This is a genomic window from Salinimicrobium sediminilitoris (genome assembly GCF_020866905.1).
GTDB lineage: Bacteria > Bacteroidota > Bacteroidia > Flavobacteriales > Flavobacteriaceae > Salinimicrobium > Salinimicrobium sediminilitoris.
The window spans coordinates 1-24,784 of sequence record NZ_JAIVCC010000002.1 but is presented as its reverse complement, the minus strand read 5'-3'; the positions used below and the strand labels follow the sequence as shown (position 1 = coordinate 24,784).

The 24,784-nt window shown below is 40.4% G+C and carries 26 protein-coding genes; 15 read left to right on the top strand and 11 right to left on the bottom strand.

What is annotated here, in order from left to right; translation table 11 throughout:
- Positions 1–96: 96 nt before the first annotated feature.
- Positions 97–2,586, top strand: coding sequence for a hypothetical protein (locus LA313_RS01910; RefSeq protein WP_228912923.1), 2,490 nt, complete (start codon positions 97–99; stop codon positions 2,584–2,586).
- Between the two features lie 156 nt (positions 2,587–2,742).
- On the opposite strand, the gene gndA is transcribed toward LA313_RS01910, so the two are convergent.
- Together gndA and LA313_RS01900 are read right to left on the bottom strand one after the other, a co-directional pair.
- Positions 2,743–4,653: an NADP-dependent phosphogluconate dehydrogenase gene (gene gndA, locus LA313_RS01905; RefSeq protein ID WP_228912922.1), complete on the bottom strand. Its 1,911-nt coding sequence runs from the start codon at positions 4,651–4,653 to the stop codon at positions 2,743–2,745.
- Positions 4,650–5,162 (bottom strand): GreA/GreB family elongation factor, encoded by a 513-nt coding sequence (locus LA313_RS01900; protein ID WP_228912921.1) that lies wholly within the window; start codon positions 5,160–5,162, stop codon positions 4,650–4,652. The genes gndA and LA313_RS01900 overlap by 4 nt, the downstream gene beginning before the upstream one ends.
- A gap of 75 nt (positions 5,163–5,237) precedes the next feature.
- On the opposite strand from LA313_RS01900, the gene LA313_RS01895 reads away from it, so the two are divergent.
- Positions 5,238–6,482: a glycosyltransferase family 4 protein gene (locus LA313_RS01895; RefSeq protein ID WP_228912920.1), complete on the top strand. Its 1,245-nt coding sequence runs from the start codon at positions 5,238–5,240 to the stop codon at positions 6,480–6,482.
- Between the two features lie 50 nt (positions 6,483–6,532).
- Here the strand turns inward: LA313_RS01895 and LA313_RS01890 are convergent, their stop codons facing one another.
- Entirely contained in the window at positions 6,533–7,861 is a 1,329-nt protein-coding gene (locus LA313_RS01890; protein ID WP_228912919.1) for an aspartate kinase, read from the bottom strand.
- 98 nt (positions 7,862–7,959) lie between these two features.
- On the opposite strand from LA313_RS01890, the gene LA313_RS01885 reads away from it, so the two are divergent.
- Positions 7,960–8,607 (top strand): hypothetical protein, encoded by a 648-nt coding sequence (locus LA313_RS01885; RefSeq protein ID WP_228912918.1) that lies wholly within the window; start codon positions 7,960–7,962, stop codon positions 8,605–8,607.
- Here the strand turns inward: LA313_RS01885 and LA313_RS01880 are convergent.
- Complete coding sequence (locus LA313_RS01880; protein ID WP_228912917.1) at positions 8,604–9,434, bottom strand: SMP-30/gluconolactonase/LRE family protein; 831 nt, start codon at positions 9,432–9,434, stop codon at positions 8,604–8,606. The two genes, LA313_RS01885 and LA313_RS01880, sit on opposite strands and share 4 nt — an antisense overlap.
- 124 nt (positions 9,435–9,558) lie before the next feature.
- Here LA313_RS01880 and LA313_RS16340 point away from each other — a divergent pair, with 124 nt between their 5' ends.
- A complete protein-coding gene (locus LA313_RS16340) occupies positions 9,559–9,693 on the top strand; it encodes a hypothetical protein (protein ID WP_255702456.1) in 135 nt (44 codons plus the stop codon).
- A gap of 9 nt (positions 9,694–9,702) precedes the next feature.
- Here the strand turns inward: LA313_RS16340 and LA313_RS01875 are convergent, their stop codons facing one another.
- The 3 genes from LA313_RS01875 to LA313_RS01865 all read right to left on the bottom strand — a co-directional run bounded on the left by LA313_RS01875 (position 9,703) and on the right by LA313_RS01865 (position 11,622).
- The gene (locus LA313_RS01875) at positions 9,703–10,335 is read right to left on the bottom strand and encodes a CPBP family glutamic-type intramembrane protease (protein WP_228912916.1); all 633 of its coding nucleotides are present in this window, start codon (positions 10,333–10,335) and stop codon (positions 9,703–9,705) included.
- Between the two features lie 72 nt (positions 10,336–10,407).
- A complete protein-coding gene (locus tag LA313_RS01870; RefSeq protein ID WP_228912915.1) occupies positions 10,408–11,172 on the bottom strand; it encodes a phosphatase PAP2 family protein in 765 nt (254 codons plus the stop codon).
- A gap of 12 nt (positions 11,173–11,184) precedes the next feature.
- Entirely contained in the window at positions 11,185–11,622 is a 438-nt protein-coding gene (locus LA313_RS01865; RefSeq protein WP_228912914.1) for a 3D domain-containing protein, read from the bottom strand.
- Positions 11,623–11,918: 296 nt separating this feature from the next.
- On the opposite strand from LA313_RS01865, the gene LA313_RS01860 reads away from it, so the two are divergent.
- Positions 11,919–12,347, top strand: coding sequence for an FKBP-type peptidyl-prolyl cis-trans isomerase (locus LA313_RS01860; protein ID WP_228912913.1), 429 nt, complete (start codon positions 11,919–11,921; stop codon positions 12,345–12,347).
- Between the two features lie 72 nt (positions 12,348–12,419).
- Here LA313_RS01860 and LA313_RS01855 read toward each other — a convergent pair whose 3' ends face one another.
- Positions 12,420–12,770 (bottom strand): 4Fe-4S dicluster domain-containing protein, encoded by a 351-nt coding sequence (locus tag LA313_RS01855; RefSeq protein WP_228912912.1) that lies wholly within the window; start codon positions 12,768–12,770, stop codon positions 12,420–12,422.
- Between the two features lie 64 nt (positions 12,771–12,834).
- Here LA313_RS01855 and LA313_RS01850 point away from each other — a divergent pair, with 64 nt between their 5' ends.
- The 8 genes from LA313_RS01850 (at position 12,835) to LA313_RS01815 (ending at position 20,226) form a co-directional block, all read left to right on the top strand.
- Positions 12,835–13,914: an acyl-CoA reductase gene (locus tag LA313_RS01850; RefSeq protein WP_228912911.1), complete on the top strand. Its 1,080-nt coding sequence runs from the start codon at positions 12,835–12,837 to the stop codon at positions 13,912–13,914.
- Positions 13,915–14,013: 99 nt separating this feature from the next.
- Positions 14,014–15,078: a 3-phosphoserine/phosphohydroxythreonine transaminase gene (serC, locus tag LA313_RS01845; RefSeq protein WP_228912910.1), complete on the top strand. Its 1,065-nt coding sequence runs from the start codon at positions 14,014–14,016 to the stop codon at positions 15,076–15,078.
- Between the two features lie 15 nt (positions 15,079–15,093).
- Positions 15,094–16,044 carry a D-2-hydroxyacid dehydrogenase gene (locus LA313_RS01840; protein WP_228912909.1) on the top strand — a complete coding sequence of 317 codons (951 nt, stop codon included), beginning with the start codon at positions 15,094–15,096 and terminating at the stop codon, positions 16,042–16,044.
- Between the two features lie 120 nt (positions 16,045–16,164).
- Positions 16,165–16,776 (top strand): DUF937 domain-containing protein, encoded by a 612-nt coding sequence (locus LA313_RS01835; protein WP_228912908.1) that lies wholly within the window; start codon positions 16,165–16,167, stop codon positions 16,774–16,776.
- Positions 16,777–16,780: 4 nt separating this feature from the next.
- Positions 16,781–17,206: a DUF6146 family protein gene (locus tag LA313_RS01830; RefSeq protein WP_228912907.1), complete on the top strand. Its 426-nt coding sequence runs from the start codon at positions 16,781–16,783 to the stop codon at positions 17,204–17,206.
- A 57-nt stretch (positions 17,207–17,263) separates the two neighbouring features.
- On the top strand, positions 17,264–17,581 hold the full coding sequence (locus LA313_RS01825) for a DUF6787 family protein (RefSeq protein ID WP_228912906.1): 318 nt from the start codon (positions 17,264–17,266) through the stop codon (positions 17,579–17,581).
- A 1-nt stretch (position 17,582) separates the two neighbouring features.
- Positions 17,583–17,900, top strand: coding sequence for a hypothetical protein (locus tag LA313_RS01820; protein WP_228912905.1), 318 nt, complete (start codon positions 17,583–17,585; stop codon positions 17,898–17,900).
- A 49-nt stretch (positions 17,901–17,949) separates the two neighbouring features.
- The gene (locus LA313_RS01815; protein WP_228912904.1) at positions 17,950–20,226 is read left to right on the top strand and encodes a TonB-dependent receptor; all 2,277 of its coding nucleotides are present in this window, start codon (positions 17,950–17,952) and stop codon (positions 20,224–20,226) included.
- Positions 20,227–20,299: 73 nt separating this feature from the next.
- Here the strand turns inward: LA313_RS01815 and LA313_RS01810 are convergent, their stop codons facing one another.
- Entirely contained in the window at positions 20,300–20,605 is a 306-nt protein-coding gene (locus LA313_RS01810) for a hypothetical protein (RefSeq protein ID WP_228912903.1), read from the bottom strand.
- A 48-nt stretch (positions 20,606–20,653) separates the two neighbouring features.
- A complete protein-coding gene (msrA, locus tag LA313_RS01805) occupies positions 20,654–21,205 on the bottom strand; it encodes a peptide-methionine (S)-S-oxide reductase MsrA (RefSeq protein WP_228912902.1) in 552 nt (183 codons plus the stop codon).
- 107 nt (positions 21,206–21,312) lie between these two features.
- On the opposite strand from msrA, the gene LA313_RS01800 reads away from it, so the two are divergent.
- Together LA313_RS01800 and LA313_RS01795 are read left to right on the top strand one after the other, a co-directional pair.
- Positions 21,313–23,748 carry a DUF5916 domain-containing protein gene (locus tag LA313_RS01800; RefSeq protein ID WP_228912901.1) on the top strand — a complete coding sequence of 812 codons (2,436 nt, stop codon included), beginning with the start codon at positions 21,313–21,315 and terminating at the stop codon, positions 23,746–23,748.
- A gap of 16 nt (positions 23,749–23,764) precedes the next feature.
- On the top strand, positions 23,765–24,424 hold the full coding sequence (locus LA313_RS01795) for an ABC transporter ATP-binding protein (protein ID WP_228912900.1): 660 nt from the start codon (positions 23,765–23,767) through the stop codon (positions 24,422–24,424).
- Between the two features lie 118 nt (positions 24,425–24,542).
- Here the strand turns inward: LA313_RS01795 and LA313_RS01790 are convergent.
- Positions 24,543–24,784: integrase core domain-containing protein (locus LA313_RS01790; protein ID WP_228912899.1), on the bottom strand; the 242-nt coding region annotated here is incomplete at its 5' end.

Genomic DNA, 24,784 nt, shown 5'->3' with positions numbered 1-24,784 from the left:
AGAAAATTAATGCCAACTACTTCCCCCAAAAAAATATTTTTCTCAGCAAAAATTTCTCACATCTGTTTTTTGTTGTTTTTTGGGTTATTCACTTCAGTGGCAACAGCTCAGCAATTCCAACAAGATTATGATGAACTAGGCGTTGAAATGAACATTTCAAGGCTGGGAACTTATGAAATTCCCATTGCTATTAAAGGAGAAGATGCCTATTTACCCGTTGAAGTGCTTTTTGATCTTCTAAAGATCAAGCATGAAACCAATAACGAGATTCTCAGCGGATTTATCATTCATCCTGATTCTTCTTATACTATTAATTGGCAAAGACCAGAGATCGTCTATAAAGGAAAAACCTTCAGCCTTTCCAAAAATGACATTTTAGTCACTCCTTCTGAGAGATATTTGCATTCAGATCTATTCGGGGAGATCTTTGACCTTAATACAAACTTTTCTTTCCGAAGTCTTTCCGTGGAACTGGAAACAGATAAGGAGTTGCCTGTGATAAAGGAAATGCGCCTGCAAATGATGAGGGAAAATCTTGACAGGGTGAAAGGAGTGGTCGTGCCCGATACTTTAATTCCTGCGCGATATCCATTTTTCAAGCCGGGAACTCTCGATTGGGGCGTGGTTACCACACAACAAACCGATTTTGAAAATGATAACCGACTTATGCTGGGGCTGGGAACTATGTTCCTGGGCGGGGAAACTAATTTAATGTTGAACTATTCGAGCAGGTTGCCATTTTCATCACGTAACCAGTTTTACCAGTGGCGCTATGTGAATAATGACAACAAATACCTGACACAGGTAACTGCTGGACGTATTTTCTCCAGAGCCACTTCTTCCCTCTTTGCACCAGTCTCGGGAGTACAGATCACTAATAGTCCGCTGCAAAACCGACGCTCATTTGGAACTTACCTCCTTAATGACTACACCGAACCGCGCTGGACGGTCGAGCTTTATGTAAATAATGTCCTGGTGGCTTTCACCGAGGCAGATGCTTCAGGGTTCTACAGTTTTGAAGTGCCGCTTATGTATGGGAATACTGCAGTGAGTCTTCGTTTCTACGGCCCCTGGGGAGAAGAACGCATTGAAGATCGTGTGATCAATATACCCTATAATTTTGTTCCGAAAAATGAACTGGAATATACTTTAAGTGCGGGAATTGTTGAAAATGAAGACTGGAATCGCTTTAGCAGGGTGAATCTTAATTATGGACTGAATAATGCTATTACTATTGGTGGTGGGGTGGAATATCTTTCTGAAGTTACCAGTGGTGAGGTCATGCCTTTCGTCAATTCCTCCATGCGTATTGCTTCAGGTTTATTGTTCTCGGGAGAATACATGTACGGCGTCAAAGGTGAAGCTCTTTTAAGTTATCGCTCTCCACGAAATATTCAGGTAGACCTTAATTATATTAATTATAATGAGGACCAGACGGCGATAAATTTTAATTATCTGGAGGAAAGAAAAGTAAGTCTTTCTACTCCTGTTCGCACCAGATATTTCTCCATGTTTAGCCGCTTTAGCGTGAACCAGATCATTATGCCCACTACCGAGTTTACAACAGCCCAGCTATTGCTATCGGGTGCACTGTTTGGTATTAGCACTAACTTTACAACTTACGGCCTTTACAACGATCGTATGGACGAGCCCACTTTGTACAGCTCCTTATCCCAAACTTACCGTCTGCCTTATAAATTCCTTTTTTCTCCTCAAATCCAGTACGATTTTAGTCGGGAAAGATTTAACAATCTTATCCTGGAAGTGGAACGTCCGGTTTTTCGGCAGGGATTCTTGAATCTCGCCTACGAGAACAACTTTTTACGGGATGCTCATATTTTTGAAGTGGGACTGCGCTATGCGTTCAATTTTGCACAAACTTCGGCCACTTCACGAATTGGAAATAGAAATTCCTCTTTTGTACAATCGGCCAGGGGAAGCTTAATGCTCGATGACAATACGGGTTATGTAATGGCAAGCAATCGCACTGCCATGTCACGAGCGGCGATTACGGTAATTCCGTTCCTGGATCTAAACCACAACGGAGTCAAAGATCCTATGGAACCTGGAGTACCCGGTCTTGAACTTAAAAACCGAAGTGGCCGCGTTACATATAATGAAGATGAAACGATTCTTCGTATAACAGAACTACAGCCCTATATTGATCTTCTCCTTGAATTAGATCCTGTAAGTCTTGACAATATTGCCTGGAAGATCCCGAATTCGAAGATCCTCGTGAAAACCCAGCCTAACCACTTCAAAGAGATCTTCGTTCCTGTAGAAGTCCTGGGAGAAGTTGGCGGAATGGTATATTTTAACCACGGTAACAAAATTAGCGGCCAGGGCAGGATCTTAATCAATATTCTGGACCAAAAAGGGCAAAAAGCAGCTGAGCTTCTGAGTGAAGGCGATGGATACTTTAGTTATCTCGGACTTGCTCCAGGGAAATACACTGCGGAAATTGATCCTGAACAGCTGCAGAAGCTAGGGTATAAAGCAATGCCTGAAGCAGTAGAATTCGAAATCAAGGTGGATCAATATGGGGATATTGTAGATACTTTAGAATTCGTTCTTTCGGAAAAATAGTTTTTTGCCACGAATTCACGAATGTCTTTTTTTCAGGCGCAGTAGAATTTCTTCGTGTTCTTCTTTTGATTTTATTTTTCTTGGTGTAAAATTTTCGGAAATAAATTTCTGCGCTCTTTGCTTTTCTTTGCGCTCCTCTGCGTGAAAAAGATCCATCTAATTTCTATCAGGTTTCCACTCCGTATGAAAAAACTCTCCTCTGGGTTTATCCTTTCGTTCGTAGGTGTGAGCACCAAAATAATCCCGCTGCGCCTGGATCATATTGGCCGATGACTGTTCAGTAGTAAAACTTAGCAGATAATTTGCCGCTGCACTCATCACCGGTACAGGAAAGCCGGCATTTAAAGCTTCTCCCACTATTTTGGTCAGGGACTTCCTGTATGTTGATATTTCCTGAACAATGTCGGGATGCATTAAAATATGCTGTTGATGATCTCTGAATTTTTCAACCAAGTCTTCCATTAGTTTGCTTCTTATGATGCATCCATTGGTCCATATCCTCGCAATTTCAGAAAGGTTAAAGTTCCAGCTGTATTCTTTAGAAGCTATTGAAAGCAGATCAAATCCAATAGCGTGATTAATAATACTTGATGCCTTAAAAGCTTCAAAAAGGGCATTTCTCAGCTCTTTTATCTTTCCTTTCTCTAAAATTTGTGATTCGTATTCTTTCGCAGCCGCTGTGCGGCTTTCTTTCATCCCGGAAATATTTCTTGCCATTACTGCAGCACTTATGGTATCCAGTGGTACTCCCAGTTCCAAAGCAGCATTGGTGGACCATCCGCCTGTGCCTTTTTGCTTAGCTGCATCAAGGATGTTGTCGAGTAAAAACGTTTCATCTTCCTTCTTCCGAAGAATGTCAATTGAAATTTCCAGAAGATAACTTTGTACTTCCCGGTTCCACTCTTCAAAAAGATCAGTGATTTCCAGGGGATTTAGACCGGTGTGGAATCTTAATAAATGATAGGTTTCGGCAATGACCTGCATTTCTCCGTACTCAATGCCGTTATGTACCATCTTAACGAAATGACCAGATCCATCTGGTCCAATGTAAGTACAGCATGGATCTCCATATTTATCCCGTGCTGAAATTTTCTCCAGGATAGGCCCTACTCTTTTGTAAGAACTTTTAGGTCCGCCGGGCATGATGGAAGGTCCTTTTCTTGCTCCTTCTTCTCCACCCGAAATTCCCACGCCCATAAACAAGATCCCCTTTTCCTTTAGTTCCTTTTCTCTCCTGATGGTATCTTTATAATGGGAATTTCCACCATCAATAATGAGATCATCTTTGTCCAGGTAAGGAAGCAGATCTTCAATGACAAAATCGATCACTTTCCCGGCATTCACCATGAGCAGGATATTTCTGGGTCTTTCGAGGCTTTGAGTAAAAGTCTTAAGCTCATCAAACCCTTCGAAATTCATTTCAGTGTTTTCTGAAACAAAATTCTTAGCTATATCGACCTCGATCTTATCCACGTGCCGGTTATAAACCGCAACCTTGTAGTCTTTTGAAGCCATGTTAATGGCGAGACTTTGTCCCATCACTCCCAGACCAAAAAGACCTATTTCAGCTTTTTTCTTCAAATTTTCCATGATCTCACTTATTATTTGTTCGGGAGATTGATCCACATCAATATGAATTCCATAGGAAGGCAGTTCCAGGGTTTCATACTGCGACTGCAGCAGCTCCGGCTTAAAATAATGACCTTTCCTGCCGGTAATCCTTTTGTGAATTACATCATAATCCGAATGCAAAAAGATCCACCTAATATCCTCCTGCGGCAGGACCTTCAGCTGTTCCCGGTACTTTTCCTTTAAGGCTGAACATGCCAGAACAGCGCCCGATTTCCCCTGCCATTCGGTAATTTTTAAAGCAAGATTCTCCAGCCATTCCCGGCGATCCACATCTTTAAGGGGAATCCCGGCTTCCATTTTTTCTACATTTTCTTTAGGGTGGAAATCATCGGCGTCAAAAAAGGGTATTTCCAGCTGCTTTGCCAGTAGTCTTCCGATAGTAGTTTTGCCAACTCCCGAGACACCCATTACTATATATACTTTCTGCCGAATCATAAGTAACTTATAGTGAGGATCTCCAGTTCCTGTAACTCTCCTCCCATTTGGACTTTTGCCGTTTCTCCTGATTTTTTCCCGGTGAGGGCTTTTGCGAGAGGTGCTAAAAAGGCAATTTTCCCCTGTTTTACATCTGCTTCATCTACTCCCACAATAGTAAAAGATTGTTCTTTTCCTTTTTGAGATCCCGGTAAAAAGTAAAAACTAACGGTTGCACCAAATCTCACCTCGTCCTTTGGTTGTTCTTCAGGTTTAAGAATACGTGCCGAACCCAGCCGTTCATTAAGCAAGTTTAGCTTTCCGTCTATCACTGCTGTAGCATGTCTTTTATCCTTATCGCTACTTATATCAAGATTCTTCCTCTCTTTTTCCAGCTCTTCCCGTTCCTCTAACAACTGTCTGTGTCCCTGCGGAGTAACATAATTGGTCACTCCCGGAGGCAAGGCTGCACGTGGCGGAATAAACGGTGCTTCTTCCTGGTCCTCTTCCTTTACAAATCCGCGGCTCATAGTTCTCTTTTTATTAAAGGTCACAAATTACCCGCACAATTCAAAAATTGTATTAAATCCTGTTAATTTTGGCGTATGTCTCAAAAGAAACTTTTAGTTATAGGTTATGTTTGGCCCGAACCAAAATCCTCGGCGGCGGGTGCAAGAATGATGCAGCTGCTGGAATTCTTTCTTAATGAAGGGTTTTCCATCACCTTTGCCTCCACGGCTGCAAAAACAGAATTTATGGCCGATCTCTCTTCCCTCGGAATTACTTCGGAAAAGATCGAGCTCAACAACGAAAGTTTTGATGTTTTTCTGAAAAAAATCTCTCCCGAAATTGTCATTTTTGACAGGTTTATGATGGAAGAACAATTTGGATGGAGAGTGGCTGAAGTTTGTCCGGAAGCAATCAAAATTCTGGATACAGAAGATCTGCATTTTCTACGGAAGGCCCGGCATGAAGCTGCAAAAACCGGAAATCAACTAACTCCTTCCCTTCTCTTTTCTGATGTGGCAAAACGGGAAATTGCCAGCATCTACAGGTGCGATCTAAGCCTCATCATTTCTCCCACCGAAATAGAATTGCTCACAGAAACCTTTGGAGTACCTAAAAACCTGCTGTTTTATTTGCCTTTTATGCTAAAGCAGGTATCAGAAGAAAAGAAAAGCCGGCTCTTAACTTTTGAAGAGCGAAGGGATTTCATAAGCATAGGCAATTTTTTACATGAACCCAATAAAGACGCTGTTCTACAGCTCAAAAAAGAAGTTTGGCCACTAATCAGGGAAAAAATGAAAGAGGCAAAAATTCACATTTTTGGAGCCTATATTCCGCAGCAGATTCTTGAGTTGCACAATGAAAAAGAAGGGTTTCTTATTCACGGCCGGGCTGATTCGGCAAAAACTGAAATTGAAAAAGCCAGAATTCTGCTTGCTCCCATACGTTTTGGTGCCGGAATAAAAGGAAAATTTACAGATGCAATGCGAGTAGGAACCCCTACTGTCACTTCGCACGTTGGTGCAGAAGGTATGGCAGGAAACTTACCCTGGAATGGAGCAACAGCCGATGATCCTGCCGCTTTTGCCGAAGCTGCGGTAAAGCTGTATGAAAATAAAAAAGAATGGAAAGAAGCTCAGGAGAACGGATTTGAGTTATTAAAATCCAATTTTTCAGAAGAAGTACATCGGGAAAGATTGCGGGAGAAACTTCAGGAAATTTCAGAAAAACTTGAACAGCACAGAAATTCCAATTTTACCGGTCTTATGTTGAAGCATCATAGCCTTAGCAGCACAAAATATTTATCAAAATATATAGAGGCCAAAAATAAGAATCGCCCGTAAAAACGGGCGATTCAATCCAAACAAATAAACTAACAACTCAAAATGAGCAACTAGGTCTTCTTCACTATTTTTCCTTCAAAGAGTTTGTGGTGCAGCAGTTGTAATGCCTGCACTTTATTTTTGGTGTCGACCAGCAGGGAAATGTTATTGCTGCTTCCGCCGTAAGAGATCATCCTCACCGGCAGGTCATTTAGCAGCTCAAAAAGCCTGAATGTCTCGTGATCATTGATCACCCCCTCGCCTACCACACAAATAATACTGTGATTTGAATCCACTGTAATTTCCCCGTATTCGTCCAGTTCGTAAAGGATCTTATCTAAATTTTGTGTGTCATCAATGGTAAGGGAAATGGCGATTTCTGAAGTTGTGATCATATCGATCGCCGTTTCATGCTTATCAAACACATCGAAGATCTTTTTTAAAAATCCGTGCGCCATCAACATCCTGTTCGATTTGATCTTTATAGCCGTGATTCCGTCTTTGGCTGAAATAGCTTTTAATCCGCTGCCGTGGACTTTGGAAGAAATGCAGGTACCGGGAGCTTCGGGTGTAAAAGTGTTCTTCAGGTAAATAGGGATATTCCTCTCCTTTACCGGAGAAACAGTTTGTGGATGCAGGATCTTTGCTCCAAAATAAGCAAGCTCTGCAGCTTCTTCAAAAGTTAGATGGGTAAGAGCCTGAGTATGATCTACAAATCTTGGATCATTGTTGTGGAAACCATCAATATCTGTCCAGATCTGTACCTCGGTTGCATTTACAGCCGCACCTATAATTGTAGCCGTGTAATCACTGCCACCGCGTTTAAGGGTACTAACATTCTTATTTCGATCAATTCTTATAAAACCCTGTGTGATATACACTTCGGAAGTTACTTCACGTTTTAGCGTTGTTTTAAGAAGTTCCTGAACTGTTTGGATATGGGGATTCTCCACATTTGAAACCTGCATAAAATCTTTAGCATCGAGCAAAGTATTTGAAACTCCCTGCACTTCCAGGAATTGGGAAAAAATGAGGCTTAAAAAAGTCTCGCCAAAAGTGATCACCGCAGCTTCAGATAATGGTTTGAGGTGCAGGGTTTCCTCTAGTTGCTTATATAATTCGAGAAAGAGGTTCTCGGTAAGTTTTTTGGTTTCCTTATTTTCAATAAGTTCTTCAATGAGTTGCAGGTGCTTCAGCTTTATTTCAAACATTAACCCTTCTACCTGCTGTTCATTTCCGCTCTTTTGAGACTCAGCAATTTCTACCAGCTTATTAGTGACACCAGACATGGCTGAAACCACCACGATTTTCCGGCCTTTTTGACCTCTTATAATTTCTTTGACATTACGAATGCTTTCCGCAGAGCCAACAGAAGTTCCACCAAATTTTAAAATTTTCATACTACTAATTGAAGCTGCATAATTACAAGATGAATCCAAGGGATTAAAAAAAATCACATCTTTTTTATACCTTTGAACAAATTGTATATTATTTAACAATGAAAACGATCAGTACGTGTGTTCATGACATTATAAAACACCAGCCTTTTTTGGATGATGCGCTGGCCCGAAATATTATAAACTTTAGTTCCCTTGCTGTTGATTTGCAACCGCAAGTGGAAAAGGAGATGAGAAAACCGGTAAAACAAGGTTCCATTATTATGGCGCTACGACGTTATCATCCCAAGAGAAGTAAGTTCACAACAAAAAATTTCCGGGAGCTGGGGGACATGATCGTGAGGTCTGGAATTACGGAATACACTTATCTCAATTCTCAAAATATTGTTGCGCGAAAGGCAGAATTGCTACACGAGATCAAAGATCAAACAGGTATTTTTCTAAACTATTCCAGCAACTTTCAGGAAAGTAATTTCCTGGTCTCTACCAGTCTGCAGCCGTTGATCGAGAAAATTTTTCAAGAGGAACAGCTCGTTAGTATATCAGAAGAGCTTTCGTCTATCACCATTGCCCTGCCCGAGAAGAACACCAAAACAGTGGGACTTTATTTTTATATTTTTAAGCTCCTGGCTTATGAAGGAATTCCGGTTTATGAGATCATTTCGACCTCCAACTATTTCACGCTTTTTCTGGAAAAAGAATATCTCAATCAGGCATTTTTGCTCATGAATGAGATCAAATCTTCTTAATTCATGTTGTAGATCCACAACTCATTTTGATGGTTCATTGGAAGGTACAGTTTTTTGTCATTTTCGAGATACAGGATGTCTCCGGAACTTTTTTCTGAAGCAAGTACTTCCTTAAGGTTTCCTTCGAGATCAATAGTATAGATCTTTCCAGTGGCCCAGTCTGAAACATAGTATTCTCCGTTCCCTTTTGACTGAATTCCATCCATATTACCAATACCCTCCTTTGAAATCCGCGTAATTTCTCTAGTGCTCCGGTCAACTTTAAGAATGTTCCCATTTTGATCATCTCCCCAGGCGGCAACAAGTATATATTCTGGGGTCACAAATAGACCGTTTGGTTTTTCCAGCTCAGGACTATTAAGCCACTCTTCAATTACTCCCTCTTCATTCATTCTATATATGCTGCTTTGGGCAAGATCTGAAAAGAATATATTTCCTTCTTCATCCATGGCGAGGTCATTAAGAGATTCTGCACCTTCAACCGGGATTCGTTGAAGAATTTCCCCGGAATTTAAATCCATTTCAATGAGGTGTTTGATATCGGTAACATACAGGCGATCTCCTTTAACAAGTAAACCTTTAGGATCATTTAATCCGGAGATCCAGGAATGCTCCTGATCTTGCCATTTTCTGGAGATCCTTGAGATAAATCCATCTCCTTCGGTCCTGCCACCCATATTAGAGACATAAAAATAATCGTACTTTTCGTCAAAGATCACAGATTCGGGATGGCTAAAACCGGGTAATTTCAATTCAGGAGTATTATTTTGCTCCTGCCCTATCGCAGTCATTCCGCAGAAAATAATGAGTAGAATAAAATATTTCATGTTTTTCTTTTCAAGATAGCAATTTTCTTTTTTAGTAAGCTTTTATGGAAACTAATTAAAGATATCCTAAACCTGTTGGCTCATAGCAAGGGACCATCTATTTTTGATGGAAAGAAAAATTGCTATGAGAAAGATTATTAGAGCCCTATTGGCGGGCTGGGGAGCAAAAAAACTTGGAGGTAAAACCGGTTGTGGTTGTTTTGGAACTATAATCGTTTTTATTATTCTTTGGTGGCTCCTCTCCAATTTGGGTATCTAATAATCTTTTCTATTGGAAGAAATATCCAAAACCTATGGTGAACATGATTAAACCATAGAAGTAATGTTCCAGGCTCACGTTGAGCAAACTCCTTGTCTTATAATAGTTATGGATAAAAATCCAGCCGGCGAGAAAGGTTGCAATTGGTGCAACCCAATTGTCATAGATGAAATGTGTGAGACCGAAAACTATCGCATTGCTTAGCATCAGCAGATATTTTTCCGGCACTATTTTATGATACCTGTGGAAATAGTAAACTCTGTAAATGATCTCCTGAGGGAAAACCGAAGCCAGGGGATACAAGAAGAAAGTTATCGCATAGCTTTTAAAATTTTCTACAGGATATAAAAAGAACAATTCAGGAAAAATCCAAAAAGTAAACCATACTAGTAAAACGGTTATAATGAGCATCCTGGCAACACTTTTTCCCAGGTAGTCTTTTTTAAACCTGGTAAGAACTCTCCTGTCAAATTTTGGATCTAACAGCAACAGGAAGAGGAAAAAAACCGCAATAAGTACCAGGGGAATGATCTTATACCATCCATCAAGAAATGCATTGACCAGGAAAGGGAAGAAAATATAAAAAACTATAAATTCCACAACCATGAATGCTGCAGAATTGTAGACGATCTTAAGATTCATTGCCAGATTTGCAGAAAAGATAAAAATTATGAACAAGAAGCTTTAACACGCTAACAAAAATATAAGAAATTATTACTCTGTTTCAAGATTCTCCTCCTCTTCCATTCTGCTACGCACTTTTCTTTGCCGTAGAAGATCAATGATATTGAAAAGGACTATACAGAATGCGATCCATATTAATCCTGCCACAAATCCCCCAGCAACATCCGATGGGAAGTGAACTCCAAGATAGATCCTGCTTAAGCCAATGAAGAAAATTAGTGCAGAAAATAAAAGGGTAAGAAAAAACCTGAGCCACTTATTCATTTTAATATGAAAAACTAAATAAATAAGGAAACCGTAATAGGCCATTGCACTCATGGCGTGCCCGCTGGGATAACTTAGAGATTCAACCACAACCAAATGTTCAATAGTAGGCCTGGCGCGATTAAAAGCTTCTTTTAAAGCCATATTGGCAAGAGCCGATAAGATCACCACTCCCAGAAGTTGAAGGATGAATTTCTTGTTTTTGAGTTTGAAAAAGAAAAAGATGGCGGCGATCGTTGTTGCAACCAAGTAAGCGTAAACATCACCCAGATCTGTTACGAATTGAAAAAATTGATTTAGAGCGGGGGTTCGAAAAGAAGTTACATAGTCTGTTATCCTGTTGTCAAAGTTATCAATAGTTTCCCCCTGCACTTTTTCGGTCAATTCCACAAAAAGGTTGGTACCCAGGATGAAGACCAGAAAAGCAAAGAAGATTAATAGATAAAACGGAAAATCCGGATTTTTCCAGGTTACATGTTTTTTATAAAACTCAACAAATTCATTGATGTACTTTTTTGAAACCTGTACCATTAATAGTCAGTTTTATTTCCCCGTTTCATCTTTTGCGGGAAAGGCTATTTCTACTTTTCTTCTACCCCACTTTAGGGCTTTTTCTCTATCGGTGCCCATATAGATGTCGATTTTATTTCTCCATCTTGGGTGCATTTTATCATTTACAATAAACACTCCTTCAAAACCTTCGATTTTTACAGGAGTATTAAATTTTAGTCCCTTTCTTATAAGATCCCTCGAAACGGCAATGGACTGCACGTCGGGCTTTAGGGTGTCTCCCCAGGCCGTGATAAGAGGATTTCCTTCCCCCTGTTGCTTAAGGGAATTATATGCAGAAGCAGTAACAGAGATCTTTTGCCATTCTTCAAAATTGTACTTTTCAGCTTCAGGTTCATTACAACTTTCCAAAGTGGTCATAAGGATAAGCGGCAGTACCAGGAACTTAAAAAAAATTTTTATAGAGAACATAATTACCAACATACCAAAAAAATAAGCGTTTTACAATTATAGGCTTCAGTCTTAACCCTTCTTTAAGAGAGAATGTGAAACTACGGGTAAAACTTCTTTTTTTCCCGATTATTTTCATTACCGCGGAATATTTTTAGGAAATAAAAGACTAAAGAGGTCATTCTTTGGTGGTCCATCTTATAAATGGTATCTTTGCACTTTCGAAATGAGATATTTCTCAGCGCTGTTAAGGTCCTTCCTTTTTATTTTCTGTTTGATTCCCATTTCCCAAATATTTAATTGATAAAAAATTTATTATGAGTCAGGTTAAAGAAAATGACACTGTAAAAGTTCACTACACCGGAAAACTTACCGATGGACAGGTCTTCGACAGTTCTTTGGAAAGAGAACCAATCGAATTCACAATGGGACAGGGACAACTTATCCCGGGATTTGAAAAAGGTTTGCTTGATATGAAAGTGAATGAAAAGAAAACCGTTGAAATTCCATCTGAAGAAGCTTATGGTGCTCCAAGAGAAGAATTGATTCAGGAAGTTGATAAGAGCCAGTTACCTGAAGAAATTAAGCCAGAGCCAGGAATGGGATTGGTTTCAAAAAGCCCCGATGGTCGCGAAATGAACCTTGTGGTAAAAGAAGTAAAAGAAAATTCAATTGTTGTTGATGGGAATCACCCATTGGCAGGAAAAGATCTTGTATTTGACCTTGAAGTGGTTGAGATCAAGTAATTGAAACAATTTTCTGTATAAAAAAAGACCTGCAAAATTTGCAGGTCTTTTTTTATACCCTGTAATGCCGGGTTAATCGTTATGCATAAATTTTTGCTTGGAAATAAGTTGTTCCTGAGTTTCCTCATTGGCAGGATCGGGCACACAACAATCCACTGGGCATACTGCTGCACACTGCGGTTCATCGTGAAAACCAACACACTCGGTACACTTATCGGGCACTATATAGTAGATCTCATCACTAAGCGGTTCCCGTGCCTCGTTGGCATTCGTAGCTTTTCCATTGGGCAATACTATGTCGCCACTAAGATCTGTTCCGTCTGCATATCTCCAGTCATCTGCACCCTCATATATTGCTGTATTAGGGCATTCTGGTTCACAGGCACCACAGTTGATGCATTCGTCGGTTATTATAATTGCCATAGGTTATTTTTATTCTAAATTTGCACAAATTTAAAGCCAAATCAGTTCTTAAACAAATAAGGAGATGACAATCGAGCAGCGTATGGAAAGGTTGGAGAACCTTGGACGGTTTTTAAAACAGTTCAAAAGATCGGGAATTGACAAAGATGAAAGCCTGGAGCATAATGATCCCTATTTTGATCTACTGAAGGAAAAGATTGAAGTTTCGGTGCATCACAACGGCTGGTTCACTCTGGAAAATGTACTTTTTTCCATGGAACAATGGAGCGAGGCCCTTACCAGAGAAAATCTTCAAAAATGGCTTTCACAATATGAATTTGAGGATGTGAAACCCAAAACAGTGGGGATAGTAATGGCCGGAAATATTCCTCTGGTTGGTTTCCATGATTTTATTTCGGTCTTGGTTAGTGGTCACAAGGTGCTGGTAAAACAATCCTCCAATGACAAACTGCTTTTACCCGTCATTGCCGATTACCTTAAGGCTATTGCTCCCGAATGGAAGGAGAAAATCGAGATCCTCCCCGACTCTGCCGACGGAGCTTCAAAAATGACAAATTACGATGCTGTTATTGCCACCGGCAGTAATAATACCTCAAGATACTTTGAATATTATTTCGCCGGAAAGCCTTCAATCATAAGAAAGAACCGGAATTCGGTTGCTGTTCTTACCGGCGATGAAACTCCTGAAGAGCTCTCTTCCCTGGCCGAAGATATCTTTAGATACTATGGCTTGGGCTGTAGAAATGTTTCGAAATTATATGTACCCAAAGATTATGACTTTAATGCCTTTTTTGAGGCGGTATACGGTTGGAACTCAATTATAAATCAGGCGAAGTACGCGAACAACTACGATTACAACAAGGCAGTTTATTTAATGAGCCAGTTTAAACTGCTGGAGAATGGATTCCTTATCCTTAAAGAAGATAATTCCCTTAGCTCTCCAATTGCGACTTTATTTTATGAGCAATACAAGGATCTTGACGCTGTAAAGAAGGAATTAGAGAGCAGAAAAGAAGAAATTCAATGTATAGTTGGAAAAGACATTTTTGAAGAGGAAATTGCTTTTGGCCAAACTCAACAGCCTAAGTTGTGGGATTATGCAGATAATGTTGACACTCTTGATTTTTTAACCCAAAAAGTTTAAAAACTTCAGTTTTTCGCTAAAAAATCCTTCTAAATTATCATTTCAATAACAAGAAGTTGCCTTTGATTTTCTCATATTTGTAATTGTTAAAAAACAAACATGAAAAAACATAATTATAGCGCCGGACCTTGTATTCTTCCGCAGGAAGTATTTGAGGAGGCATCACAGGCAATATTAGATTTCAATAATTCAGGATTATCCATTCTTGAGATTTCCCACCGCAGCAAAGACTTTGTAGATGTTATGGAGGAGGCTCGTAACCTTGCTCTTGAGCTACTTGGGCTGGAAGGTAAAGGCTATAAAGCCCTTTTCCTGCAGGGAGGTGCAAGCATGCAGTTCTTAATGGCTCCTTATAACCTGCTAAAGACAAAAGCAGCTTACCTTAATACAGGTACATGGAGCACAAAAGCCATTAAAGAAGCCAAGTTTTTTGGCGAGGTGAAAGAAGTGGCCTCATCTGCCGACAGAGATTTTAAGTATGTTCCCAAAGGATATTTTATCCCATCTGATGTTGATTATTTCCATTGCACCAGTAACAATACGATCTACGGAACCCAAATGAAGGAATTCCCAAATACGCCGAAACCTATGATCTGCGATATGAGCAGTGATATCTTTTCGCGGCAAATGGATTTTTCAAAATTTGATCTTATTTATGCGGGGGCACAAAAGAATATGGGACCTGCAGGAACTACTCTTGTGGTGATAAAAGAAGATATTCTTGGTAAAGTAGATAGATCTGTACCATCCATGATGGACTATCGTGTGCATCTTAATAAGGCCAGCATGTTCAACACCCCGGCAGTTTATGCGGTATATGTATCTATGCTTACCCTTAGATGGCTTAAGAAGAACGGCGGAATTGCAGGAAGAGAGGAACGCAATGAGAAGAAAGCTAACCTGCTGTATTCAGAGATAGATATAAATCCCCTTTTTGATGGTTATGCCGACAAGGCAGATCGTTCAAACATGAATGCCACTTTCACTTTAAATAATGATGATCTAAAGGAAAGTTTTGACGCTATGTGGAAAGAAGCCGGGATCAACGGTCTTAATGGGCATCGCAGCGTTGGTGGATATCGAGCTTCCATGTACAATGCCCTTTCCCTGGAAAGTGTACAGGTACTGGTAGATGTCATGAGTGAACTTGAAAGAAAAGCCTAACCATAAATTTTTCAAATGAAAATTTTAGCAAACGACGGTATTGCATCGGGCGGTAAAAAACAACTCGAAGACGCCGGAATTGAAGTTGTAACAACAAAAGTAGCCCAGGAACAGCTGGCTAATTATATCAATGAGAACAAAGTAACCGGAATCATTGTTCGCAGTGCGACCAAGGTACGTGAGGATCTAATCAATTCCTGCCCTAATCTTAAGATCATTGGTCGTGCAGGCGTTGGAATGGACAATATAGATGTGGCTTACGCCCGCAGCAAGGGAGTGCATGTATTCAACACTCCTGCAGCTTCTTCGGCCTCTGTAGCCGAACTTGTTTTCGCACACTTGTATAGCGGTGTACGCTTTCTTCATGACTCCAATCGCAATATGCCTCTCGAGGGAGACTCCCGTTTTAAGGAACTTAAGAAAAGTTACGCCGGAGGCCGTGAACTACGAGGAAAGACCCTTGGAATTATTGGTTTTGGACGCATAGGACGTGAAGTCGCAAAGATCGCTTTAGGGATTGGAATGAAAGTTATCGCCAGTGACAGGACTGAAGGCGAAGCAGAGGTCACCCTTGAATTTTACAACCACCAGGAAGTCAAGATTCCAATTAAAACCGAACCTGTTGAGCAGCTTATAGAACATTCAGATTTTATAACGCTGCATGTGCCGGCTCAAAAGGAACCTGTAATAGGAAGGGATCAATTTCAAAAAATGAAGGACGGGGTTGGTATCATCAATGCCGCACGTGGCGGAGTTGTGGATGAAGTTGCTCTTGTTGAAGCTCTTGAAAGCGGAAAAGTATCCTTTGCCGGTCTCGATACCTTTGAACACGAACCTTCTCCTGCTATTAAAGTGCTTATGAATCCTAATGTTTCTTTAAGTCCGCACATCGGTGCAGCTACGAAGGAAGCCCAGGAAAGAATTGGCTATGAGCTTGCTGAAGAGATCATCAGGGTCCTGAAATAATTCTTTTCAAAAATGACATTTTTTAAAGATGCTTCTGTTAAAGGAAGCATTTTTTTTGGTTAAAACCCTCGTACAGTTTAGTGCGAGCCTCATATTTTTTGTAAATTAAAAAGAAAAACTATGGCTTCAATATTAGACTTTTTAGATACTGAAAAAGGAAAGGAATTTGTTCAGAAATCCAGTGAAGAGGTGAACGAATCCCCCGATAAGGTAAAATCGGCATTGGGAATGGCGCTTCCTATGATCATGGGTGCAATTAAAAAAAATGTAGATTCTCCTGAAGGTGCAGAAGACCTGAACCGGGAACTTAAAAAAGAAAAGCATGATGGATCTGTCCTGGACAAGCTTGGTGTGGGCGGACTTTCGGGCTTGATGGGAGAAGGATCGGGAATTCTGAGTCATGTTCTGGGTGGTAGTCAATCAAAGATTGCTTCGGCCGTTGGTTCGGCAATTGGGATGGATGCTTCCAAGGTGAGTAAACTCCTTCAAATGGCTGCCCCTGTAATAATGGGAATCCTGGGGAAACAGAAAAGAAAAGATAACATTGACAGCGGTGGCGGAATTTCAGATCTTGTTGGATCTGTACTTGGAACCAATTCTTCCCACGACCAGTCTATGTTGGAAACCTTTATGAATTCAGATAAAGGAGGAAAGATTGCAGATGATATAGCTGGCAAGATCTTTGGTAATAAAGATAAGTCCAAAGGATTGGGCAGCTTCTTTAAAGGATGATACTATGAAAAATCTGTTGTACATATTGTTGTTGGGCCTGTTTATTTACAGCTGCTCCTCCACCCGTGACCGTGATATGCGAGCGGGGGAAGGAGTGGTCGAAAATGACACCGTAAGAATAGCCAATGACAGCCTTGAGTACGAAATTATAATTATTGATCCCGGATTTTCATATTTTCTGAATTCCATGGCGCGTCCAGAAGGTTATTATTCTCAAGACTACCTGGAAAATAAGAACCGGTTTTTGGTAACAGATTATAATATTAGGGTACACAATCCCCAGCGCTATGACCCCAACATCTATGAAATGGAAATCAACTACGATCCCAACATAGATTACGGCTACGATGTTAATTATAAGCTTTATAACTATTTTGTTTATCTCACCCGAAAGCATGATCAACGTTTCTCTGTCCCCACCCGATTGTGAGCCACGGAATAATTTAAACAAAATGTAGTTGTAGATTTTCTTTATTATATTTGCCGCATGAACAAATTGAAGCAACGCTGGGGGATTTCTTCCAACTGGCAAATTTTAATTATTTTCATAGTCTTTGGACTTACCGGTTCCTCATCTTTGTATGTGGCTAAACCGGCCCTTGAATTTCTTGGTTTGACGCGAATGAACTTTTCTTCAGACCTGTTGGGAGGAGTGGGTTATTATGCGCTACGTATTCTAATGATCTTCCCGGTTTACCAGGTTCTTTTGGTGACTTACGGCTGGATCTTTGGACAATTCAGATTTTTCTGGCAATTTGAAAAAAATATGCTTTCCCGACTAGGGCTTGGAAGGATCCTGAAATAATATGAAGTTGTGGCAAAAAATAACGCTGGTCCTGTTCACAGGATTGATCCTCTTCCCTTCGGCAGTAGATCTCGCTCATGTTTTTGCCGGCCATCAACATTACTCCTGTAATCATTATGCCGAATCACATTTCCATCAGAAGTCGGTGGATTGTGATATTTTTCATCTTCAACAGAATTCTTTTTCCATTCCTGCTATTCACTCATGGGTATTTTACACCCCCGAAATTGATAATACTTCCGTAGGAAAGGATTACATCTATTTAAGTACGTTTCAAAAACTGCATTTTTCGCTTAGAGCACCCCCTGCCCTTTCGTAAGATTCCGAAGAATATCTTCAAGTTTTTATAACGTATTTAAAAAATATCCATGAAAAATATCTTTTTTGGACTGCTATTATTAGTAGTCTCCAATGCCTATAGCCAGTATTCGGTAGAAGGGAAAATAATAGAGTCTAACACAGAACAACCGGTAATTGGAGCTACAGTTCAGCTTCAAAAACCTGAAAGAGTAACAATTACCGATCTTTCCGGAAGCTTTTCATTTGATGATTTATCGGCTGGTTCCTATTCCCTCGTCATATCCTCTCTTGGCTACGGTACCAGGACCTACAAATTCGATCTGCCCGGGAACCAGGACCTGCAAATAGAACTTTCTCCCACTGCTATAGAAATGGAGGAAATTATTGTATCGACCCCTTTCCATCAACTACAAAGTGAAAATGTGATGAAGGTGGAACGCATCACGATAGAGAGTCTCGATCGCACCGGAGGAAACCGGCTTACCGACGGAATTAGCCAGATTGCCGGGGTAGAAACCATTACTACAGGTTCGGCAATAGGTAAACCTGTCATTAGGGGACTTAGTTCTAATCGCGTTCTGGTTTATGCCCAGGGCGTACGCCTTGAGAACCAGCAATTCGGTGATGAACACGGGCTGGGATTGAGCAGTTCGGGAATTGAAAGTGTTGAAGTTATAAAAGGTCCTGCCTCCCTTCTTTACGGAAGTGATGCCCTGGGAGGAGTCCTGTATCTTAATTCTGAACGTTTTGCACCTGCAGACTCCACTCTTATTGATGCCGAAACTGCTTATTACACCAACACTGAAGGTTTTGAATCCAATGCGGGAGTAAAAACTTCGGGTGACAAATTTAAATTTCTATTTCGTGGGAATCTTGCAACACACAGTGATTACGAAACAGGAGAAGGAAAAAGAGTTACAAATACCCGTTTCACAGAGTATGATCTAAAAGCCGGTTTTGGATACCGTGACGATAAATATAAAGGAGACCTGCGTTATAACCTCAATAGTAGCTTTTCGGGGATACCTGAAGAAATTGGACTTCAAAGTACATCCAAAAGTAAAATGAACCCATACCAGCAGGTAGACAATCATATTTTGAGCATTGAGAATTCCTTTTATTTTGACGATTCCAGTCTGGACATTACTCTGGGTTATCTTTTCAATAATCGAAAGGAATTTGAGGAGCATCATGAAGAGGAAGAGCACGAGGGAGAGGAAGAGCATGAAGAGGAGCATGAAGAAGAGCATGGACACACCGAGGGAGAGCCTGCACTGGAAATGCACCTGGAAACCATTAATTATGATGTGAAATACCATTTCCCTGCTCATGGAAAATTTGAAACCATTGTGGGAGTACAGGGAATGTTCCAGACGAATAAAAATTTAGCCGAAGAAATTCTCATCCCCGATGCCCGAACCACCGATGCGGGAATCCTGGCCACCACTCATTATCATCTTGAAAAAATAGATTTCCAGGCAGGATTGAGATATGATTTCAGAAAAATTTCAGCTGACGGTTATGAAAATCATGACACCGAGACCGATGTGCCTGCACTGGAGCGGGATTTTAACAGCTATAATGGTGCCCTTGGAGTCAAGATCGACCTTACCTCGAATTTTACTACAAGACTTAATGTTGCCACAGGTTTTAGAGCTCCCAACCTGGCAGAACTAACTTCCTATGGAAGTCACCATGGTACAAACCGTTTTGAAATTGGTAACCCGGATCTTGATAATGAGCAAAATTATCAGCTTGATCTGGCAATGGAATTCAGGAATGAACATTTTGAGATCTATACAAATGCTTTTTATAATTCTATCAATGATTATATTTTCCTGAATCCCACAGGAGAATTTCTTGATGAAAATCCTGTTTTTGAATACCAGCAGAATGACGCTAAACTTTACGGAGGCGAAGCAGGTTTACATATCCATCCACACCCTCTTGACTGGCTGCATTTTGAAAGTAATTACGAGCTGGTGATTGGAGAGCAGGAAAACGGAAATTACCTGCCGCTTATTCCTGCCCAATCCATCCTGAACACCATTTGGGTGGAATTACCTGGTGGAGACCTCTTTACCAATGGCTATGCAAGTATTAGTTTAAAGTCTGTATTTGATCAGGATAGAACCGGCTTGTTTGAAACCGAAACAGCGGGTTACTCTATTTTAAATGCAGGATTTGGTACTTCAATAGCATTAAATTCGCTGAACATAGATTTGAGGTTATCGGGTACAAATTTGCTGGATAAAACTTACATCTCCCACCTTTCCCGCCTCAAGCCGGAAGGTATTCCTAATATGGGAAGAAATATTTCTCTGGGAGTTGGAGTAAAATTCTAGAAAAGAAATAAAGACAAAAAAAGGCCGGTTGCTCTAAAGCAACCGGCCTTTTTATTTATCAAAACTCCACTTCTTAACTTCTCACTTTGATTGGGCGCAGCTCTCCGAAATCCTCTCCTTTTTGCCACACGAAAGTATAAAGCCACATAAGGGTAAAAGTTGGCACTATATCACTAAATGGCAGGATCTCTTCCACGAATACCAGAACAGAGGCTAATTTCCCCTTTTTCCCGGGGTACATGGCAGACATTTTCTTTGCGGCATATGGTGCCCACAAAAGATCTAAGAAACCCCCTACTAATGGGATTGCTCCACTTGCCATACCAATAGCATCGTAAACCAATCCTTTGATCAATAATTTTCTTTTATCTGAGTTCATCTGTTTTTTGCTTTTCCTCTTATATTACAAGAAAAGTGCCAATTTTGATCAAGCTTCACTTTTGACCTTTTCTGAAAAGGTGTGCTTTAATTTCTGAACCTTCGGGTCTATGATCACCCTACAATACGGCTGATTCCGGTTTTGGTTGTAATAATCATGATGTTCCTGCTCGGCCATATAAAATTCTCGTGCCGGGGAAACTTCAGTCACTATAGGATCCTTAAAAGTCTTCTCTGCCTGCAATTTTTCAATGACTTTTTTTGCTGTTTCTTTTTGTGCTTCAGAATGATAAAAGATGGCACTTCGATATTGTGTTCCAACATCATTTTGCTGCCGGTTAAGTGTTGTAGGGTCATGGGTTGCAAAGAACATGTACAGCAATTCTTCAAAAGTGACAGTTTGGGGATCAAATTTTATCTCTATTGCTTCAGCATGACCGGTTCTTCCCGAAACCACTTCCCGGTATGGCGGATTTTTGATCTTCCCCCCGGTAAATCCCGATTTCACTTGTTTCACTCCTTCTATTCGCTGGAAAACAGCTTCGGTACACCAAAAACACCCTCCGGCCAAAGTGGCCTTTTCCAATTTTTTTTCTTCCATTTTTTCTTTTTCCAAAAAATAGGGAAAAACCGCCAACCTTCCAACTATAAAATTTCAGGATTTCGTAACATTGCATTTAAGGACAACACTTCCGTAAATTCGACCTAATGCTCCCTAATATTCGGCTCTTATTTTTGCTTTTAATGATCCCGGGAACGCTGTTTTCTCAGCAAAATGAACTTCCGCAGAAGAAAACCTATACAGCAACCAGAATAGATCAAAAACCCGTCATTGACGGAGTGCTTGATGATGCCATTTGGAATAATATTCCCATGGCTACAAATTTTGTCATGTATGAGCCGGGAGATGGGAGCCCTTCCCGCAATACCCATACTACCGACGTTAAAATCGCGTATACCGATGAGGCAATTTACCTGGCGGCTTATCTCTACGATGAAGAACCTTCTAACATCAGGCGCGAATTTGCCCAGCGCGATAACCTACCAACAGCCGATTATTTCTTTTTTGATCTCAATACCTATAACGATGGAGAAAACCAGACGCGGTTCTACGTAACTGCAGCGGGTACCCTTGCCGATGCCAAAATGAAAAGGGAAAATGAAGATTTCGCCTTCAATGTGGTGTGGGAAGCAAGAGTATCTATGGACGAAAAGGGCTGGTACGTTGAAATGGAGATCCCCTACTCTGCTTTGCGATTTCCAAACAGCAAAGAACAGTTGTGGAGTATGCAACTGGGGCGGCATATAAGCTTCCTTAATGAAACCTATGTTTGGAACTATATCAATAAGTCCCTTGGAGCAAGTACTCATTATAACGGCCTTTTAAAGGGTGTACAGGATATTGATGCACCTGTTCGCCTTAGTTTTTATCCATACGTCTCGGGAGAAGTTAATTATTACAAGGATGAAACTACTACTGCATTTAACGCAGGCATGGATTTTAAGTATGGAATCAATGATGCTTTTACCCTAGATGCAACTTTGATCCCAGATTTTGGGCAGACTGCCTATGATGAAGTTGAATTGAACCTGGGACCATTTGAGCAGACCTTTGGCGAAAACAGGGCTTTTTTTACTGAAGGAACCGAACTTTTTACAAAAGGTGACCTCTTTTATTCCCGCCGAATTGGAGATACGCCAATAGGATTTAACCAGGCCCAGGATGCCCGGTTGGAAAACGAAGATATTGTCGATAATCCTGAAACTACTAACCTCCTGAATGCTTTAAAGATCTCGGGAAGGACAGAAAATGGCCTGGGAATAGGTTTTTTTAATGCCATTACCGAAAAACAAACAGCCAGGTACTACAACAAATTGACGGAAGAAAGCAGAGAGCTTATAACAGAACCTCTGGCAAATTACAACATCTTTGTGCTGGACCAGCAATTTGATCAAAAGTCTTCTGTTTCTCTTATAAACACGAATGTTACAAGAGAAGGTCACTTTAGAGATGGTAACGTAACTGGTTTCTTATTTGATGTTTATAACGCAAGCAGTTCCTTCAATTTTTCCGGGGAAGCAAAGATGAGTCGGGTGAATTATCCCAATAGTAATAAAACCGGATTTGCATCCAAACTTGGGTTTTCCCGCACCAAGGGAAAGTTCCGCTACGGGGTTTCCCATGACTTCGCCAATAAAACTTACGACATCAATGATCTGGGGCTTAATTTCATCAATAACTACAATAATTTTCTCTGGGAAACTTCATACAGGATCTTTGAGCCTCAGGGAATTTTTAACCGTTTCAATATAAGCCTCTTTGGAGATCACCAGCGGCGGTATGATCCCGATGTTGCTGTCACCACGAGCTTTGGTTCCAGTTTCTTCGGAATGACCCGTGATCGTTTTGCTTTTGGGGGTTCGGCCGGTTACAGTACCCCTTTTAAAGATTTTTTCGAACCAAGAAGGGATGATTATTTCATTGAATATCCTGAAAATACTTCGGCTGAAGTCTGGATCTCTTCAGATTACCGAAGAAGAATTGCTTTGGATTCGCGATTGGGATACAACAAATATTTGGGGACAGATCACGGGAAACTCAACTTCAGCTTTAGTCCGCGGTTTAGAGTCAGCAATAAATTTTTGCTCATATATTCCTTTGAATACAGGGAGGAAAATGACCGGGAAAGTTTCGTGACATTGCTGCCCAAAAATGTCATTTTTGGCACCCGCGATATGCGCAGCATTGAAAATTCACTTCAGGGTAGTTATAACTTCAACACCCGCGAAGCCTTGAGCCTTAGCTTCAGGAATTTCTGGTCTTCGGCAGACTTTGCAAGAAATGATTTTTCCCGCCTGCTAAATAATGGAAGCCTCGTTGCTTATGATTACGACGTAAATGAAGAAAATGATCCAAATGCAAATTTCAATATCTGGAACCTTGATTTAAGTTACCAGTGGAGGTTTGCTCCCGGTAGCGAATTGATCCTGCTCTATAGAAATTCCATTTTTAAGATCGATAAATTAAGTGAATTGAACTATACTGAAAGCCTGGACAACCTTTTTAGCCAGCCTGCAAGGCATAATCTTTCCTTGCGCATTGTTTATTATTTAGATTATAATACCATAAAAAATACTATTTAAGGTTAATATTGCAATTATGATAGAAGCCCACAATATCCACAAAAGTTACAATGACCTGCATGTTTTAAAGGGGGTTGATCTACATATTCTCAAAAGTGAGATCATTTCTATTGTGGGAGCTTCGGGTGCCGGGAAAACCACACTGCTACAGATCCTGGGAACACTTGAAAAACCAGATAGGAATAAAGAAAGCGTCTTAAAAGTGAATGGAACCGACGTATATTCCCTAAATTCACGGGAGCTCGCGAAATTCAGAAATGAAAATATTGGTTTTATTTTTCAGTTCCATCAATTGCTTCCGGAGTTTACCGCTTTGGAAAATATTTGTATCCCGGCCTTTATTGGGAATCGTTCCAGGGTCGAAACAGAAAAACGAGCCAAAGAGCTACTTGGGTTTTTAGGACTTTCAAAAAGGGCCGATCATAAACCGGCCGAAATGAGTGGCGGGGAACAACAACGTGTGGCCGTAGCACGCTCTCTTATTAATAATCCCGGAGTTATTTTTGCCGATGAACCCTCGGGTAACCTTGACAGTGAATCTGCCGAGAATTTGCACAAACTTTTCTTTGACCTTCGAAAAGAGTTTGGACAAACCTTTGTGATCGTCACCCACAACGAAGAACTTGCAAATATGGCCGATAAAAAGCTAACAATGGTTGACGGGAAAATAATTTAAGGTGCCTGTTGCTGGTTGCCTGTTGCCTGTTGCCGGTTCGAGGTTTAAGGTTTAAGGTTTAAGGTTTGTGGAGTCCTAAATAGAGTTGACCATTTTTAGAAGTTGGTTATTAATCTATTCATTGTAAAATTACTAATTCCTTTTTTAATCTCTGTTCAAATTCTACTGGTGTGAAGTGATCAATGGAACTATGGCCTTTTTCATAGTTATACATATACACAGCTTTATCTAAATTTCTATTCAAACTTTTAAAATCTTTAGGATTATATCCTTTTATGTAGCTGTTTTTAATAGTTCCATTTATTCTTTCTGCATGTGGATTTTCATATACAGTCTCACACATACTATTTCTTAAACAGC